The 18,087-nt window shown below is 47.3% G+C and carries 13 protein-coding genes; 7 read left to right on the top strand and 6 right to left on the bottom strand.

What is annotated here, in order from left to right; all coding sequences use genetic code 11:
- The first annotated feature begins 1 nt into the window (after window position 1).
- Together J7619_RS22950 and J7619_RS22945 are read left to right on the top strand one after the other, a co-directional pair.
- On the top strand, window positions 2–442 hold the full coding sequence (locus J7619_RS22950) for a hypothetical protein (RefSeq protein WP_291204204.1): 441 nt from the start codon (window positions 2–4) through the stop codon (window positions 440–442).
- Window positions 443–502: 60 nt separating this feature from the next.
- On the top strand, window positions 503–1,735 hold the full coding sequence (locus J7619_RS22945) for a hypothetical protein (protein WP_291204203.1): 1,233 nt from the start codon (window positions 503–505) through the stop codon (window positions 1,733–1,735).
- On the opposite strand, the gene J7619_RS22940 is transcribed toward J7619_RS22945, so the two are convergent.
- Window positions 1,727–2,989 carry a phage integrase SAM-like domain-containing protein gene (locus tag J7619_RS22940; RefSeq protein ID WP_291204200.1) on the bottom strand — a complete coding sequence of 421 codons (1,263 nt, stop codon included), beginning with the start codon at window positions 2,987–2,989 and terminating at the stop codon, window positions 1,727–1,729. The genes J7619_RS22945 and J7619_RS22940 overlap by 9 nt on opposite strands.
- 325 nt (window positions 2,990–3,314) lie before the next feature.
- On the opposite strand from J7619_RS22940, the gene J7619_RS22935 reads away from it, so the two are divergent.
- The 4 genes from J7619_RS22935 (at window position 3,315) to J7619_RS22920 (ending at window position 9,768) form a co-directional block, all read left to right on the top strand.
- Window positions 3,315–3,734 (top strand): hypothetical protein, encoded by a 420-nt coding sequence (locus J7619_RS22935; RefSeq protein WP_291204197.1) that lies wholly within the window; start codon window positions 3,315–3,317, stop codon window positions 3,732–3,734.
- Between the two features lie 190 nt (window positions 3,735–3,924).
- Window positions 3,925–5,070, top strand: a complete 1,146-nt coding sequence (locus tag J7619_RS22930) for an efflux RND transporter periplasmic adaptor subunit (protein ID WP_409012760.1) — start codon at window positions 3,925–3,927, stop codon at window positions 5,068–5,070.
- A gap of 28 nt (window positions 5,071–5,098) precedes the next feature.
- The gene (locus J7619_RS22925; RefSeq protein ID WP_291204192.1) at window positions 5,099–8,257 is read left to right on the top strand and encodes an efflux RND transporter permease subunit; all 3,159 of its coding nucleotides are present in this window, start codon (window positions 5,099–5,101) and stop codon (window positions 8,255–8,257) included.
- Between the two features lie 65 nt (window positions 8,258–8,322).
- Window positions 8,323–9,768: an efflux transporter outer membrane subunit gene (locus J7619_RS22920; RefSeq protein WP_291204190.1), complete on the top strand. Its 1,446-nt coding sequence runs from the start codon at window positions 8,323–8,325 to the stop codon at window positions 9,766–9,768.
- 41 nt (window positions 9,769–9,809) lie between these two features.
- Here the strand turns inward: J7619_RS22920 and J7619_RS22915 are convergent, their stop codons facing one another.
- From J7619_RS22915 to J7619_RS22905, 3 genes are all read right to left on the bottom strand, one after another.
- The gene (locus J7619_RS22915) at window positions 9,810–11,108 is read right to left on the bottom strand and encodes a hypothetical protein (protein WP_291204187.1); all 1,299 of its coding nucleotides are present in this window, start codon (window positions 11,106–11,108) and stop codon (window positions 9,810–9,812) included.
- 130 nt (window positions 11,109–11,238) lie between these two features.
- Window positions 11,239–12,954 carry a sialate O-acetylesterase gene (locus J7619_RS22910; protein WP_291204185.1) on the bottom strand — a complete coding sequence of 572 codons (1,716 nt, stop codon included), beginning with the start codon at window positions 12,952–12,954 and terminating at the stop codon, window positions 11,239–11,241.
- A 46-nt stretch (window positions 12,955–13,000) separates the two neighbouring features.
- Window positions 13,001–14,464, bottom strand: a complete 1,464-nt coding sequence (locus J7619_RS22905; protein WP_291204182.1) for an SGNH/GDSL hydrolase family protein — start codon at window positions 14,462–14,464, stop codon at window positions 13,001–13,003.
- A 173-nt stretch (window positions 14,465–14,637) separates the two neighbouring features.
- Between J7619_RS22905 and J7619_RS22900 the strand changes: the two genes are divergently transcribed.
- A complete protein-coding gene (locus tag J7619_RS22900) occupies window positions 14,638–14,895 on the top strand; it encodes a helix-turn-helix transcriptional regulator (protein ID WP_291204179.1) in 258 nt (85 codons plus the stop codon).
- Between the two features lie 65 nt (window positions 14,896–14,960).
- Here the strand turns inward: J7619_RS22900 and J7619_RS22895 are convergent, their stop codons facing one another.
- Together J7619_RS22895 and J7619_RS22890 are read right to left on the bottom strand one after the other, a co-directional pair.
- The gene (locus J7619_RS22895) at window positions 14,961–17,087 is read right to left on the bottom strand and encodes a carboxy terminal-processing peptidase (protein ID WP_291204177.1); all 2,127 of its coding nucleotides are present in this window, start codon (window positions 17,085–17,087) and stop codon (window positions 14,961–14,963) included.
- Window positions 17,088–17,098: 11 nt separating this feature from the next.
- Entirely contained in the window at window positions 17,099–17,857 is a 759-nt protein-coding gene (locus tag J7619_RS22890; protein ID WP_291204175.1) for an FKBP-type peptidyl-prolyl cis-trans isomerase, read from the bottom strand.
- Window positions 17,858–18,087: the final 230 nt, after the last annotated feature.

Genomic DNA, 18,087 nt, shown 5'->3' with positions numbered 1-18,087 from the left:
AATGAGGCAGCCTAGTAACCCAAAAAGAGGAATTTGGATCCTCATTTTAGTAGGAATTTTTGTTTGGGTTGGAATAATAGGTAGATCATGCGGTACAGAAACTAAGCCTCTCACCGCATCTGAACCAAGAGAAAAGTCGATCGCGGACTCTACTAAATTAGTGGAAGATGCTAAGCAGTCAGAGATGAAAGCCCGTGCGGAATTTCTCCGAAATTTGAGATATAAGGTAAAACATCATATCAAAGAAAACCTAAAAGATCCAGATAGTTTTCAAGAAATTGATCATCAAGAATATGCCATTGAAAAGCCGACGAAAAAGAGGCATTTTCAGGCTTGGATCAAATACAGGGCAAAAAATTCTTTCGGTGGATACAATATTGAACAATGGTGTTTCGATTTCGACGAGAATGGAGAAAACACTAAAGTTTTTGAATGTAATTAAGCCCGAGATTGCAAATTAACATAAGTAACCTCCTCTAATAAACTTTTCATTTTCCTGTTAATGGACTCCCAATTAGACCCACTAGTGCCAGAAATTGCAAGTGAGATTATCCACATACTTGATAATTTTCGCATTGAAAACATATTTTCTGAAAGGATTTTGGCCGACAGGGGACTCGTACAGTTTAAGATGCCAACGGATTTTAGTCTCAGATCTATAAGGGAGTCACTGACAACTTACCCGCTCGCGGCTTACACTCTCAACGATTTGATTGCATTTCGCGACTTCCTCTTGCGGACAGGCCCAATCGATGATCCACAAGATGCGGAGAGCTTCAAGCAATCTCTTTCGAGTTTTTCGGGTAATCTAGATTCGATTGGCAGGAACTTCCAAAGAAACACCGGTAACGATTTGCGCCAGGAATTCGATTATTTATCGAGAAGGGTTCAAGAGATCAAAGACCAACTAAATTCTCTTGACCAAATTGGAGTTCGAGGAAAGGCTATCGTCAACGAGCTTGAAATTCTTTCACAAAACGCCGGATCTGCCCGTGATGCATTGAATAAAGAAGTTCAGAAGGCAACTAGTGCCAATCAGACAATCGCTAATGTTTGGGGAGAGTTGCAATCACTTCGCGTAGATCAAAAACTGAAAGATAAACAGATAGAAGAATATGAAGCGCGTCTGTCAGAGGCAACTTTCAAGTTTACGGGTTACGAGGAGGAAATAAAAGCAGCTATTTTAAGCACAAAGGCGGTGACTGACAAGGCAGACCATATAAATGGTTTGCTAAAAGCCGCGGAGGACACTGTTGGATTAAAGGCGACCGAAGGTATTAGTGCAGCGTTCATTGCTCAGCACAAGGCAAGTAAAGAGAATATCGGATATTGGCTATTTGGTGGAATTCTTTTCCTGATAGCTGCCGCAATTGTTACCTACCTACTGTTGGAAGATAAGGCGACGGGTAATGATTGGGCTCAGGTTGTATCAAGAATTGCTGTATTAACGATATTGCTGGGTGGTGCTACCTTTTGCTCGAAACAATACATACGCCAAAAGTCCATCGTAGAGGATTACGCTTACAAGGTCGTACTGTCTCAGTCAATCATAGCATTTATTGACCAAATTCAGAGCCGAAGTCAGGATCAGGTTGTCGAATATCTAAATAAGGTTCTGACTGAAATTCATAAAGACCCTCAGCGACCACGCAAAGTGGAGGCTGAGGGGGCCTTTAAAAACGAAGCGATTGACGCCATAAGCAAAATTATTGACAAAGTGAGTCCTTCAAGATAATTCAGTGCTATTTTTGGGCGGCTTAGATCGGGTAAAAAACTCATGTTTTGCCAGCTCCTCAGCATTTCTCTCCTCTTTTATATCGAGGTACCGAATGAATGATGCTTCCGACTCCCATCCGCCAAGGATCATTACCTTTTCGCGGGCAATCCCCGCTTCAACCATTGTGGTGGCTCCTGACCTCCGCGCCTTGTGAGATGTAGCCAGTTGAAATTTCGAAACAATTTCCTCTACCCTTTTCCCTCCCTTGGTGTAAGATAGCAATAATTTGTGATCAATCTTTGCCAATTTAGCTACCTCCTTGATAACTCGGTTTATAGTGATATCTGAGTATTTTTTCGGAGGAACGCCTCCCCTCCTATCAAGAACCTCTTTGACAATCCAGTGCATAGGAACGACAACCTGCTTTCCGGTTTTTTGCGTCTTCCTCGTGATGAAACCGTTTTGAAAGTTGCCGGTGTCAAGTCCATTATAGTCGGATATTCGCATAACCGAAAAGGTGCCAATCAGGAATATATCTCGAACATCCCGATATGAGCGGTGCTGTTTCGATAAATCAAGCCGGTGTATTTTCAAAAGTTCCTCATAGGTGAAAGAGGGGCGCTTCACTTTCTCAGCCGAGGCGCTAAATTTTCGGCTTCGGAAATAATTGAAAGGGTTCAAGCCATCGTTTTGCGCCTGGTCCAGGATAATTTTCAGCGCCCTAAAATAGGTAGAAATTGAATTCTGTTTGTAATCGCGGCTTTCCAAAAAGGCATTAAACTCATGACGGAAAGAAAGCGTCATATCCTCGAAATCAAGCTGCCGGCGCTCTTTTTCAGAAAACAGCTTTATATTGTCCACAACTGCCTTGATTATCCTCCGATCGCTCGAATTTATGTTATCTTTGAGTTTGCAGATGTAGTCCATGTATTGGGTTAAATCCATCTTCTTGGATGAGGAAGCTCTACCAAGCTCGATGTCCAAGGAGTGGCGTAAGCTGTCATTGTCGATATGCAGACCTTCGTTGAGGAGACGGTGGTAAATTGCGGTAATTGAAGATTCGACCTTGTTGAGGAAGGCGTTGCGTTGGATGGCTTCGGACACCCCTCTTTTCTCTCTCAGGCGCATCTTCTCTAAGGACCAGTTCGATGGTTCAATGGTTAGGCCGGTGGCGTACTTGAATGGCTTTTTTCCGCCATAGCTGAATACTAGATTGATCGGAGTCGCTTTCTCTGATTTCGGGTTTTTGAGGTAGAAATTTGCTATGACCATAATTTTAAGTTTCTCCCCCGGGGGATGGAATGGGGGAAGGAATGACATCAAAGATGGTGCAATTATGTAGATGATCCTTAAATTCTCAAAATCGTAACTATCTGTTTTTTAGGGATATATTATATTATTTAAGGATTCTTAAATAATAATTGCCGATTCAGAATTAACGTTCATTAACAATCCTGAAAATTTGCAATCTACATTCGAAACGTTATATTTGAAGTATTGCCCATTTAGTATCACAATTCCGTTCTAATAGTTCCAATCATTCTTGAATTCATTATAAAAGTATGAATTTTTCAATGACCTGATTCCCATCAGCATCATGACAAAAAGAACTTTTGTATTGTTTTTCTGGCTCGCTCAATTCGCCGTTTCGTTGCTCCTGGGGCAACAGAGGGCTGTTGCGTGCAAGATTGATATTGGAACAGAGGCCTTCTCTCCCTTCGAAATCGAGGAGAAGCAAGGAACCGGGCATATTGTGTTAATCGATGATACGATCTGTAAAAACGAAACGATCGTAAGGGCGGATGAAACAGAATGGAAAGAATCGCTTTCCGATCTTTTACGCCACCGGCATTCCACCTACCGCTTTCTCACACTGGTTTCGCAAACAGCGCCCCAGTACGAAATCACCAGGGTTCCCAAGCTGATCCGGGAATCCGTCCAACTGCTTTTCGTTAGCAATGGAGACATCAAGCTGCCCGATTATTACAGCTTCCTCCATCGCCTTTGCCCTTTTTGAACCCGCCGCAAGCGTTCTTTAATCCCCAATTTTCGTAGCTGACGGACCGTCTCGCCATGCCTGTACGCGCATACACGAGCCGCTCCCGACATTCATGCTATTCCTTTTGCTGCACGGCCTTCCCGCGCGGCCAAAGGGCTATTCCTATTCCCTTGCATTACCGCCAACCAATTTATACAAACGCATCATGATAAAAGACTTAAAATGGCCGCTCCTGTTGCTCGTCAGCATTTTCGCTTACGGCTGCGCTTCAAAAAGTGAAACGCTGACGGAGACAAAAGACAGTGTTCCTACCATCCCCGTAACGGAACTCAGGCCCCAAAAAACCGAGCTGCACCGCGAATACGTAGGCAACATCCACGCCCTGCGGAACGTCGAAATATATGCCCGTGTGAAAGGCTACCTCGAAGAAGTGTATGTGGACGAGGGCAAAGAGGTCAGAAAAGGACAGACTTTGTTCCGCATTAATAATGAAGAATATGAAGCACAGCTGGCCAAAGCAAAGGCTAACCTGCAAAGTGCGATCGCCGATGCGAAAGGTGCCGAACTGGAAGTGAAACGCGTAAAACTGCTCGTTGACAAGAATGTGGTTGCGAAAAGCGAGCTCGAAGTGGCACAAGCGAAGCTGGCCGCGGCCAATGCCAAAATCGAAGAAGCCAAATCGGAGAAATCGAATGCCGCTATTCAACTCGCGCATACCGTGATCAAAGCCCCCTTCGACGGGGTAATCGATCGCCTCCCGACCAAAATGGGCAGCCTCATCGACGAAGGCACATTGCTCACCACACTATCGGACACCAAAACGGTTTATGCCTATTTCAATGTATCCGAAAACGAATACCTTGAATACGTGAAAGCCCGTGACAAAGCGGCTACCAAACAAGCGGTAGTAGAACTGGAACTGGCAGACGGCTCCTTTTTCAAACACAAAGGTGTTATCGAAACGATGGAAGGTGCTTTCGACGAAGGTACGGGCTCTATCGCCTTCCGTGCGCGATTTTCAAACCCGGAAAAGCTCCTGAAACACGGCTCTACCGGCACAATCCGCCTCACCAACACCGTAGAGAATGCAATACTGATCCCGCAGCAAGCTGCATTCGAAATTCAGGATAAAAACTTCGTGTATGTGCTTGGAAAGGATAACAAGGTTAAGACACGCAGCTTTGTGCCGCAATCCCGGCTATCTACTTTTTATGTTGTAAAATCAGGTCTCGAACCAGGCGAAACAATTGTTTGCGAAGGGCTTCAATCCCTCCGCGACGGCGCGACGATCAACCCGAAAACGGTGTCCGCCGACACGGTGTCGACCGAAAAAATCGAGCTCACGGCGCGATAGCACTCTTTTTTCACCTGAATTGTAGATCATGTTCCAAAAATTCATCGAGCGGCCGGTACTCTCGCTGGTCATCTCCATATTTATTACCCTGCTGGGGATTCTGGCAGTGCTGCAATTGCCTGTCTCTCAGTTTCCCGATATTGTTCCGCCTTCGGTTGTCGTGACGGCTACCTACACAGGTGCCAACGCGGAAACCGGCGTCGACGCCGTAGCCGTCCCGCTCGAAAAGGCGATCAACGGTGTGCCCGGCATGACCTATATGACGAGCGTTTCCGGCAACGACGGCGTAACGACGATCAATATTTCCTTCGCCGTGGGCGTCGACCCTGACCTCGCTGCGGTGAACGTTCAAAACCGCGTGCAAACGGTGATCGACGAACTTCCGGAAGAAGTTATCAAGGCCGGGGTAAAGACCGAAAAAGAGGTAAACAGTATGCTCATGTACCTCGACATCATGAGCTCGGACACCACCGTGGGCGAGGATTTCGTGTACAACTTCGCCGACATCAATATCCTGAAAGAGCTGAAAAGGATCGACGGCGTGGGCCGCGCACAGATTATGGGTAGCAAGGACTACTCGATGCGCGTATGGCTACAACCCGACCGCATGAATAGCTATAATGTATCCGCCGACGAGGTGATCCAGGCGATTCGCGACCAGAACGTGGTAGCCGCCCCTGGTAAGACAGGTGTGAGCTCCGGCCGTGAAAAGAATGTATTGCAATATGTATTGAAATACACCGGCAAGCTCTTCGAGCCGGCTCAATATGAGAACATTGTGCTGCGATCAAACCCGGACGGCTCCATTCTGAAACTGAAAGACGTCGCCAAGATCGAATTCGGTACGCTCGAATATGATATGGCATCCAAATCCAATGGGCGCCCTTCCGCTTCGATCATGATCAAGCAGCGCCCGGGCTCCAACGCCCAGGAGGTTATTCAGAATATCAAGGACAAAGTCGCAGAACTCAAAAAGACCACATTCCCTCCCGGAATGGATTACTTCGTATCCTACGACGTTTCCCGCTTCCTGGACGCCTCCATTCACGAGGTAATCCGTACGCTCATCGAAGCATTCGTGCTCGTGATCCTGATCGTGTATTTGTTCTTACAGGACTTCCGTTCCACGCTCATTCCGGCCCTGGCGGTGCCGGTGGCGCTCGTAGGTACATTTGCATTCATGCAGATGTTCGGCTTCTCCATTAACCTGCTCACACTTTTCGCGTTGGTATTGGCTATCGGTATTGTGGTCGATAATGCCATTGTGGTCGTCGAGGCGGTGCACGCCAAGATGGCCGAAAAGCATCTGGACGCGATGGAAGCGACCATCGAATCGATGAAGGAAATGAGCGGCGCGATCATTGCGATCACGCTCGTGATGTCGGCGGTATTCGTTCCCGTAGCATTTATGTCGGGACCCGTCGGGATTTTCTACCGGCAGTTCTCCATTACCCTCGCGATTTCCATTGTCATTTCGGGGATCAACGCCCTTACGCTCACGCCCGCATTATGCGCGCTCATGCTCAAAAACACGCACGGCCAGCCGGTGAAGAAGAACCCGCTTACAAGGTTTTTCGATGGTTTCAACAAAGGTTATGACGGCCTGCAAAGCGGTTACCGGAAGCTCCTTTCGTCCATTGTAAGCCGCCGGATGATCACCATAGGGTTGCTGATCGGGTTCTGCGTCGCCACATTTGGTATGAACAGCATCCTCCCAAGCGGTTTCATTCCGACGGAAGATCAGGGGGTAATCAACGTTAATGTCACTACGCCGGTAGGCGCCACCGTCGAGCGGACCGAAGTGGTACTGGATGAGATTCAAAAGGTAGCCAAAAGCCTCGAACCCGTCGAATCCGTTTCATCATTGTCAGGTTACAGCTTGCTTACTGAATCGGCTGGTTCGTCGTACGGGATGGCGATGATCAACCTGAAACCCTGGGATCAGCGGAAAGCTTCTGTTCAGGACATTATTAAAGAAATGGAAGCCAAAACAAAGCATATTACAGATGCCGAGATTCAGTTCTTCCCGCCTCCTACCGTGCCCGGGTTTGGTAACTCGTCCGGTTTCGAGCTGCGATTGCAGGACCGGTCGGGTAACGAAGATTTGCAAAAGACCGCCGAGGTTACGAACAAGTTTATAAAAGATCTGGCTGCTACGCCGGAGATAGCGGCCGCATTCAGTAGTTTCGACGCAAGCTTCCCGCAATATTTGATCCACGTCGATTCTGACATTGCCGCTAAAAAGGGCGTTTCTGTTGACGCTGCGATGGGCACGCTGCAAACGATGATCGGTAGCTATTATGCGTCCAACTTCATCCGTTTCGGACAGATGTATAAAGTGATGGTCCAGGCCGATGCGGGCTTCCGCAAGAACCCCGAGGACATTCTCAAATTGTATGTCAAAAACAACCGGGGTGAAATGGTGCCGTTCTCCACTTTCATCAAATTGGAACGGGTGTACGGCCCCGAATTGCTGACGCGCTATAATATGTATACGTCGGCCATGATCAACGGCGATGCGGCACCCGGTTACAGTAGTGGTGACGCCATCAAGGCCGTCGAGCGCGTGGCTGCTACCAGCTTGCCCAAGGGTTATACCTACGACTGGTCGGGTATGACCCGGGAAGAAATTCTTTCCGGAAACCAGGCCATATTCATTTTTGCCATCTGCCTGGTATTCGTATACCTGCTGCTCGCGGCGCAATATGAAAGTTTCCTGTTGCCGCTGCCGGTAATCCTGTCGCTTCCTACCGGTGTTTTCGGGGCGTTCCTTGCATTGAAATTAATGGGTCTGGAAAACAACATTTACGCCCAGGTTTCGCTCGTAATGCTCATTGGTTTGCTGGGTAAAAACGCGATCCTGATCGTGGAATACGCCATTATCCGCCAAAAAGAAGGTCGCACGGTTATAGAAGCCGTACTGGAAGGTGCGACCGAGCGCCTACGCCCGATCCTGATGACCTCTTTCGCATTCGTGGCGGGACTTATCCCGCTCGTGATGGCGTCCGGTGCCGGAGCGATCGGTAACCGGTCTATCGGCGCGGCAGCCGCAGGCGGCATGCTCATCGGTACCATTTTCGGGGTGATCATCATTCCGGGATTGTATGTCGTATTTGCGAGCATGGCCAAAAAGAAAAAAACGCCTCCTCCGGTAGTGGCTACGGAGGAAGAGGCATTGCTGCACTAAGCCCCCTCGAATCCAGTTCTGGCCGCAGGGCATCCCTGCGGCCTTTCAAATCAGATTTTATATTGATGAAAAAAAATAAAAAGTTTGCCTCCGGCCTGCTGTTCGCCTCCATCCTGATCTCTGTAACAGGTTGTAAGCTAACGCAACCGGTAGAGCAGCGCGCACAGATCAAAACCCCGGCAACGTTCGCAGGCCAGGCCGATTCGGCAGGAATCGGGGCTTTGCAATGGAAAACCTTTTTCAATGACCGCCACCTCGTTGCGCTGATCGATACCGCATTGCAAAACAATCTTGACCTGAAAATGGCCGTCCAGCGCATTGAAATGGCCCGAAGCAGTATCATGGCAGCTCACGGCGCCATGCTGCCAGTGGTAACAGGCGATGTTTCCGGAGGTGGCCGCAAGTTCGGCGACTACACCATGGATGGCGTGGGCAACTACGACACCAACTTCTCCCAAAACCTCGACGGCGACAGGCGCCTTCCGGCCCCATTCTTGCCGGATTACTTCGTCGGCCTGCGCAGTTCGTGGGAAATCGACATCTGGGGGAAATTGAAAAACCAGAAGAAAGCGGCCTACACCCGTTTCCTGGCCAGCGAAAAGGGGCGCCAGGCGATCATTACCGGCCTCATTGCCGAAATCGCCCGTTCTTACTACGAATTGATGGCGCTGGATACGGAGCTGGATATTATCCGCAAAAACATCGCATTGCAGGAATCAGCGGTAGAGACTATCAAAATCCAGAAAGAGGCAGGTAGGGCCAACGAGCTGGGCGTACGTCAGCTTACCGCACAATTACTCAACACGCGCAGCCTGGAATTCGAAGTTCAGCAAAAGATCATCGAAATCGAAAACAATGTAAACCTGCTCACCGGCCGCTTCCCGCAGCCGATTACAAGAAGCAGCACGCAGGAGCAGGTATTGCCGGCATCCGTCAGCGCGGGCGTGCCCATGCAAATGCTGCGCAGAAGACCCGACGTTCAACAAGCGCAGCTCGACTTACTTGCCAACTATTCCGAACAGCAAGCCGCACAGCTGGCATTTCTGCCGTCGTTGAATATCACTGCATTCCTCGGGTTCAATGCATTTAAAAGCAACCTGCTATTCTCGGCCGGCTCGCTCGCGTACAGCGCATTGGGTGGCCTGACAGCCCCTCTCGTGAACCGGAAAGCATTAAAAGCCAACCAGAAACGCGCCGAAGCGGCGAGCCTGGAAGCGCTTTACGCCTATAACAAATCGGTTTTGAATGGCTTCCGCGAGGTAAGTACAAGCCTCAAAAAACTCGAAAACACCCGCCAGATCGGCGATTTGAAGAAACAGGAAGTGGAAGTGCTGCAACAAGCCGTAGTAACTTCTAAAGACCTCTTCTTAACCGGCTACGCTTCCTACCTCGAAGTAATCACCGCGCAACGAAGCGTTTTGCAGGAGGAGTTGAACTTGACGAATGTGCAGAAGGAGCAGTTTTTGGCATTGGTGGAGTTGTATCGGGCGCTTGGGGGTGGCTGGGAGTAAATACAAGCTATAACAGGAGGGCTCACAGCCTCCTGTTATAATTACCTGATTTCCACTACGCGTTCGAATGGCTCACTTTTGTACTCCTCATGCGTCTCCGGGTTTGTGACAACCACACGCATGCGATATTTCCCGGGCGGGTAGTTTGGATAAAACGGGTCTCCAATCGTCCATTCAACGCCTTCCGGATAGGTGCTTAAATTCCTTATCCCAATATCTGTTCGCTTAACGTAACCCGGCTGGGTAATGGATTCCAGTTCCACATCGAACCAGAGCGTGGAGGTTTTAAGATTTGCAAATCCCCAATATAAGAATCCTACTCCGATACCTTTTTGGAAAGCCAATGGCTTATCCCGGTATGAATAAACGTCAGCATACTCCTGGTTTTTATCATTCGACCTTTCAAACATCATGATGAATGGTTGCTGCGAGGTTTTCGTCACAGCAAACCGATAATTTTGAAAGGCCCAAGTTCCATCATAATAAGAGGCTAATTTTCCGTTTGTAAATATTTGCAAAGTGTAATATCCGGGCTTGATGTTACGACCAGGATCAAATGTCAGGGTTTGTCCGAATGGGTCATATTTCGTGATTTTCGTTTGATATCTCTTTCCCTCCGCATCAATAAGTCCGATAGCCAGGTTACTACTTTCATACAAGTTATATCCAGTAATCGCGACAGGTGCACCATTAATCGAACGTTGAGGTAGGTAACCGCTCCACGACAATCGAATGGGCCCTTTCGTCAATACAACAGGTTTTGACGCCGTCGCCATCCGACCATTTTTTTTGCGGAACGACACCGCATAGGGCCCTGGCACGATGGGAGTAGTAAGGGGTATTACTAATTCCAATTGCCCATCCAGCGTGCCCACCCCAGGATGCTCTTCAAATCCAAAGTCGCAACCGCCTATGGTTATCGCTGGTGCTGTCGGATCCAACTGGTGTTCCAAACGAATTTCGCCGGGTGATCCATCAAGGAAATTCTCCACTTTAATATAGAGTGACTCCCCCCCAGCTATCTGATATTGGTTCTCCTTGTGTTCATCGGCCAGTTCGATCCTTAAAGGTGCCTTTTGAGTAAATTGAAATTCATATTTGACGGTATCCGGCATCATTCCAGCATCCTTTCGGGTAACCATGAAAAATTTATCTTCCTGCGAGCCGCAAATCAAATCTATTCGAGTGCCGTACATTCTTGGCACCAACTCCGCTCCCTTTGTTAGCTTAACTTTGGTGTACAATAGTGAGTGATTCATTCCCTCGGGTAGCTCAACAGTAATCCTGTTTTTTACCTGATCGATAGAGACACTCTTTTTATCGATCCCAACTACTTCCATTTCCACAATACGTGGTTTGTCGTCGGGAAGAATGTCCTTTTTCTCGCATGCGCAAATGAGTGCGACAACCCATAGCAGAATTCGCGTCAACGAAAAGCTAGTTCTGGTAATACATAAAGACCTCATACCTTTACCTGCTAAGTTTGACAAACTTCTTACTCAAAAACAGATCTCCAATCTTAACTCTGCATATATAGGCTCCTGCGGGTAGATTCGTCATGTTAAAAGGATATTGGTAAGCCCCGGCTGCGTGATAGTTGTCTGCGATGGTAGTCATGATTACACCACGTTCATCGACAATTTCAAGTCTGACAGTAGCGGGGGAATTGACCCCAAATTCAATATTAACCTGGTCATTCGCGGGATTAGGACTTACATGAAGTATCTGATCGTAGTCGACCGTTGAAACGATCTCCTCCGCGGACATACGAAAAGAGCCTGATGGCAGCGGCGTATAAATAGCCTGCGATACAACGACATTCTTATTTCCTGCTTGTGCCATATAACACCTGTATACACCGGAAGAGACGGTTATACTCTGCGTGGTGGCAAAAGGCGGATCATCAAAACGGGTATACTGGCCACTCACCCATCGGTAAATGCTATACCCGGCGGGGGCAGTCAATGTAACATTTCCGCCATTCGCAGATGCCGTGACCTGTGGAAAAGTGCTAGCCTGGATAGACGAATTGCCTGAAAAATTTCCGTTGTTCAACTCATTATACCACGCATCGCCTAAATCAATCAGGCCGGTTCCTGAGAAATGAACTTTGTCGGGCCTGACTGGCTGAATATTGTCCGTTGCGGGACCATATTTGTTGGAACCAGCAACAGCATTTTGGGCCGTTATAATATCAGGATTTGTCGGCTGAAACGAGCCGCCTGTCTCGTTATTGCGAGAAACACGAGAGATATACCAAATGAGATTCGCATTAAAATCACTCCTGGAAGTGTTGATCAAGGTGTTCAATCGAGTTTGATATTGAGCACTCGTCGTCAAACCCGCCCATTCATCGTGTGCATCATTCTCGCCTTGATGCCAGAGAACGCCCCTTACGCCGAACATAGAGCCATAGTAATTCAACGCATTCTTTAAGATTTTGTAGGGTGCTCCTATATTTCCAGAACAAATAGATTGACCGTAGGTGGAGGTTGTAGCTACTCCGTTAATACCATCAATCCAATTTCTAAGTCCCGTATTGGCAATCGCGGCATTGAAAAAAGCTACGGGCACATTCTTATTCTGTGAGATTTTCTTTCCCAGCCTTGAATAACACCAATTATTGGGACCTCGCATTCCAATCTTGCTCCCAACATCTATTGTAAACATTGAGGGAAACGGAGGTAGTTTTAGATCGCAAGGTTCGTCCCGAGTGTCAGATACTACGCCTTTAAAAACTGGATCGGCGGGCAAAACGCTTGCAACACCTTGGGCATTCGATTGCCCGCTTATAATGAAAACTTCCCCCAAGCCCACGGATACACCTCCACTTGCCATGGGAAAACCATTATTTATAGCTCTAATTTCAATATTATACATTCCCGGCGAGACATATACTTGGACTGAGAATATACCTCCGTATGGTCTTGAATATTCAAATGTCGTCCAATCAATTGAAATTGCTCCGGTTTCAAGACCTGTTTCAAGATTTATCGACTTTACCCGGTATTGTAGTTGGTAATCCGAGTTACTGATCAAGCATTGCCCCGCGATCCAAAAGCTGTTGTTGACTCCCCTTTGGAAAACAGTTTTATCAACTGGCCAGGAGATAGAAATTTGTGAAAATGCATCGCTGCCTGTCAGCAAGACTGCAATCAGAAGGCTTATTAATGAATAGTATCTCATAGTGTGATGGTTATTTAAATTTTAAAAAGGAAGGCATACAAGTTGGTCAATGCTTTTGAAACTGACTGAATTCAGAAGTCCTTAATAAAGGAATACGGGTGGCATAGTGTTTATTAATAACCTTTATCCACTCATTAGCGAGCACGGCTTGCCCTAATGCTGTTGGATGCAGACCATCATCGGAGAAGAAGTTACCGTTAGGATACGATGGGTCTATCTTAACACCGTCATCAGTAACAAATTGCCCATCTAGGATACTCCTGTAAACTCCGTGCAGATCAATGACCGGATACTCGAACTTTACCGCCAAATTCCTGATCAAATCATTTAATGATTTATTTATATCGAAAACACCAAGTTCATCCTCTGTCAGCACATCTTTGCTTTCCAGCGGCTTTTGCGGAAGAATTCCTCGCTTGATTTCAGAGCTGGAAAACAGCGCTTCAATATTTTTAGTCGGCAATAGCAAATCCGTATCCTTTATCTCGGTCAGGAATTGAGGGGACCCTTTTGACTTTTCGAAGAGATCATCGCTAATCATGGCGTAGAGTGCCGCATCTCCATTGTGTTGACGCGCCATTGAAGGAGTAACAAAATGGAAATATGGAAAATCGATGATGTCTGGGACAGTTGCGAGGATAACCTTCGTTCCGGCATTTTTTAGCCTGGTTAGCAGCTGTATTAGTGGGTTTCCCTCCTCATTGATGGCCGCAAATGGCAACGAAGATGTTTTATAGCCGCCGGTAGTCGCGTAGACAATGAAGTCATCCATGCCAAGTTCGATTGTACACAAATCTGATTTTTGGTTTAAAGCATAGTCAAGCACGCTGGTGTCCCATTGAGAATTACCACTTTCTGAAAGATACCGCCGGAAGAAATGGCGGTATGAAAAATCATAGGGAATCGACGGGATTAAATCACAGTTATGCCGCCAATCCTGGCGATCACCGAAGGCATAAATTCCAGCAAATGGCAATCCAAGATTATCAACTCTACCACTATACGCATTAAAGGTTAGCGGTTCCGGTTGAATGATTGCTGAACTTCCTGCGACTTTCCGAAATGTTGGGAATGGGCCTTTTCGTGTCAGCTTGAAGTATTCGGAGCCATTTTCCTCATCGTGCTTGAACAATGGCTGAATAAAGTCCTTCAATGCCATTTGCCGGGCAATTAAGTTAGGGAAAGAAGTGAGTTGGGCAAATCGATAAAGACCTCCATTTCGCACACCGGCAGTCAACGATCCACCAACTGCAAGATAACGCGGCTCTCCGCCAGTAGCGGATGAGAATGCGCCAACTTCGCTGGTAAGAGGATTGCTAGTCGTGCCAAAAAGGCTTTCAGAAATACTGTCTGCCATGACAATACCATCCTCAATCGGAAAGTGTAGTTTTGAGCTCAGTAATGAATCCGGACAAGCAGGCTTTTCCTGTTCGAAATACATCGCAAATGCCGAAACGGGCGCAAAGAATGAAGACGACACGCACACAAAAAAAGTGAAAAGTCTTTTCATGGCTACTAATAGAAAAGGTTCAAGATATAACTCTACAAAGAGACCAATCTATTTTTAGCACACAAAAAAGAACCGGTTGTACTTTACAACCATACCGGTTGTATTTTACAACTTGACCTTCAATTACAAATCATCTACTTTGCAGCATTCCTCCTTCACACACTCATCAGCATATGACAAAGTTCTTCCAGATGATCAGGGCAGTACGGATGATGAAAGGTATTAAGCAAACCGAAATCGCCCAACTTTTAGAGGTTCGACAGCAGTCAGTAAGCAAGTTGGAAAACGGCAAAACACGCGTCTCAAAATCGGTTGCCGATAAAATTGCCAAGTATTTGGGGTTCAATAATGGCGCCGAAATGGAAAGTTTCTACGAGAAACACGTAAATAAAAGCCGTATCGGCATCAACGGATTTGAAGAGCCCAGCTAACTCAAACACAAAAAGAGCACGGATCTCTCAACCCGTGCCCTTTTCATTTATTAATATCTCAGATACTATTTCTTCTTAGCCCCAGCCAGGCTTGGCTCTTTCGAGATCACGATCAGATCTGCAAGCATTCTGCCGGTTTCGGTGAGATAGATATCCTTTTTCTTCTTCACATCCTTCGGAGCATCTGCCACTTTTGCGTCCGCTTCGTCTTCGTCGTCGCCGTCCACATTATCCTCGCCCAATTGCTTCATAGCGGCGCGCTTTTTCTCTGCTTCGTCGCGCTCAGCTTTGCGTTTGGATTCCTGCAACGACACGATTTTGTTCTCACGAGCTTCTTTAAAGTCATTCAGCGTTTTTACAAGCGTTTTCAGTTCCTCGTCGGTTTTGAGGCGGTGCTTGTATTTATCGCGAAGCTGCTCAACAATTTTTGCGTTGATATTGCTGGTCACTTTGTAGTCTGACGACGCGATTTGGTCCCAAGGCAGTGCACTTGGCTGAGAGCCTTCACCGTATTCATTTACCTGGAATGCAGTAGGCAGTTCCAAATCGGGCGTTACACCTTTCAGCTGTGTACTACTACCGTTAATGCGGTAGAATTTAGCAACGGTCAGTTTCACCTGTCCGAGCTGATCCTGCTCTTTCGGCACCCATTGGTTCAGGTCGATCAGCGTTTGGACTGTTCCCTTACCATAAGTCTGCTCACCTACGATCAGGCCACGTTTGTAATCCTGGATCGCCGCCGCAAAGATCTCGGAAGCCGATGCGCTGAAACGGTTTACCATTACGGCCAATGGACCGTCGTAAGCAATGCTAGGGTCGTTGTCCGATTGAACTTCGATTTCGCCCTGGCTCTCTTTTACCTGGACCACCGGCCCACGGTTGATAAACAAGCCGGTCAAAGAAACAGCTTCTGTCAACGAACCACCGCCGTTGTTACGCAAGTCTATCACGATACCATCTACATTCGAAGCCTGCAAATCGGTGATTAGTTTCTGCACGTCACGGGTGGTACTCGAAAACTCTTTCTCGCGGTGTTGCGCACCCTCGAAGTCACGGTAGAACAATGGAATATCGATCACGCCGATTTTATAATCCTTGTTACCGTTGTTAATGGATACGATTTCGCTCTTCGCGCGCTGTTCTTCCAGTTTGATCTTCTCGCGGACGAGACGATATTCTTTCGGAGGTGTACCGGGCAATGCATCGGCAGAGATTACCTGCAAGCGCACCACAGTCGATTTCGGGCCTTTGATCAGTTTTACGGCATCGTCCACAAACCAGCCGACGATATCCACAAACTTACCTTCGTCACCTTGCGCAACGGCTACGATCTTATCCTCCTTTTTAAGTTGCTTTCCTTTGAATGCAGGGCCTCCTGGAATCACTTCAACGATTTTGATGTAATTGTCCTCCTCACGAAGCAATGCACCGATACCTTCCAGCGACTGGCTCATTTCCTGTTTGAAACGGTCGGCCGATGTAGGCGCCATGTAGCTTGTGTGCGGGTCAAGCGACTCCGCGTACGCATTCATGAACATCTGGAATACCTGCTCTGTACGGATGCGTCCCAGCGCGCGGTCGCGGCTTTTGTAGCGGTCGCGCAGGGTATTTACCACCGCTGTGTCCGCTTTACCCGACAGTTTGAGGTCTAATGCCTCGCTTTTCAGGTATTTCCGCCAGGTATCGTTCAATTCGTCGGTGCTTTTCGCCCAGGCCGCTTTTTCGCGGTCGGTGTTCATCGACTCGTCCTGATTAAAATCAAAAGGTTTCGCTTCCTTCAGGAGCGTCTGGATATACTCGCTTCTTTCTTTATAGCGCTTTCTGAAAACGTTATACATCTGGAAGGGCACGTCCAGCTCTCTTTTTTGCAAATAGTCGTCGAAAGAGTTCTTATACTGCTCGAAATCCGCAAGGTCGGAAGCCAGGTAATAGAGCTTGCCGTGGTCTATCGCATCGATGTACTTATCAAAAATCGCTGCCGAAAGGGAGTCATTCAGCTTCGTCTTTCTATAATGATAGCTGGATAAGATCCTCGTCGTCAGCTCCTCCGCCTTGTATTGCGCCGGAATCGGTTTGATATCTTCATCCATGGAGGCTGCCGCTGGTGCCATTGCCCCCACTCGTTCCTGAACAGGGCCCCGCTGCCAACCCAGCAACACAACCGGAATAAGAGTGATAAGATACTTTTTCATTTGCACGTTTGCTATTTTACGATTTCCAATAATTCAACCTCAAATACAAGGGCTGAATACGCCGGTATCTGAGGTCCTGCCGCACGCTCACCGTAAGCCAGCTGATATGGAATAAAAAGCTTCCATTTCGATCCGACAGGCATTAACTGAAGCGCTTCGGTCCATCCTTTGATCACGCCATTGACCGGGAATTCAACCGGCTCGCCTCTGTCGACCGAGCTGTCAAAAACCGTTCCATTGGTCAATGTGCCGTGGTAGTGTGTTTTTACTTTATCTGTTGCTGCCGGCTTTGGACCGTCGCCTGTCTTGATAATCTGATATTGCAGACCGCTTTCAGTGGTTACTACACCTTCCTTCTTCTTGTTTTCTTCCAAAAACTTCTCACCTTCCTTGCGCACCACAGCTCCTTTTTCTTCCATCATCTTGGTGAAATAACCCTGGATGAACATATTCGCTTCATCCGACGTAAATGCCGTTTTTTCGCCTTTCAGTGCCGCTTTCACCGTCTGTGTAAGCAAGTCGGCATTCAGGTCCTTAATCCCTTGTGACGCTATCGAATTTGCGAAGCTAACTCCAATTGCCGCAGACAAAGAGTCGGCTGTTGTTTTCAATGTTGCAGGGGCTGCTGTTGTTTTTGCAGGTGTTGCCGCTGATTTCTTTACAGTTGCGGCGGGTTTGGTAGTTTTCTTGATAGTCTGTGCGTTGCCTTCTGCGGTTGCCAATACTCCAAATGCCAGGGCTGCTAAAATGGTTTTTTCTAATTTGTACATTATACTGAAAGACGGTCGAAAAGATTAAAATTTAATGGATAAGTGTTATTAACGATCTCAATTACAACAAAAACACAATCAGTACCTAAAAAAGTTTTAAAAATGTTATTACAAGCTGATAAACGGTAAATTTGCGCTCCGCGACGCCCTTCTGCCCCTATCCTTGGAAAAATCTAATTTTATATCGCAGGTTTTAGTTAAATCATTCTGTTTTTACCAAAATAAAACTC

It is taken from the genome of Dyadobacter sp., from assembly GCF_017744695.1.
Classification (GTDB): Bacteria; Bacteroidota; Bacteroidia; order Cytophagales; family Spirosomataceae; genus Dyadobacter.
Note: the sequence above shows the minus strand (reverse complement) of the source record. Positions and strands in the feature narration are given on the sequence as shown.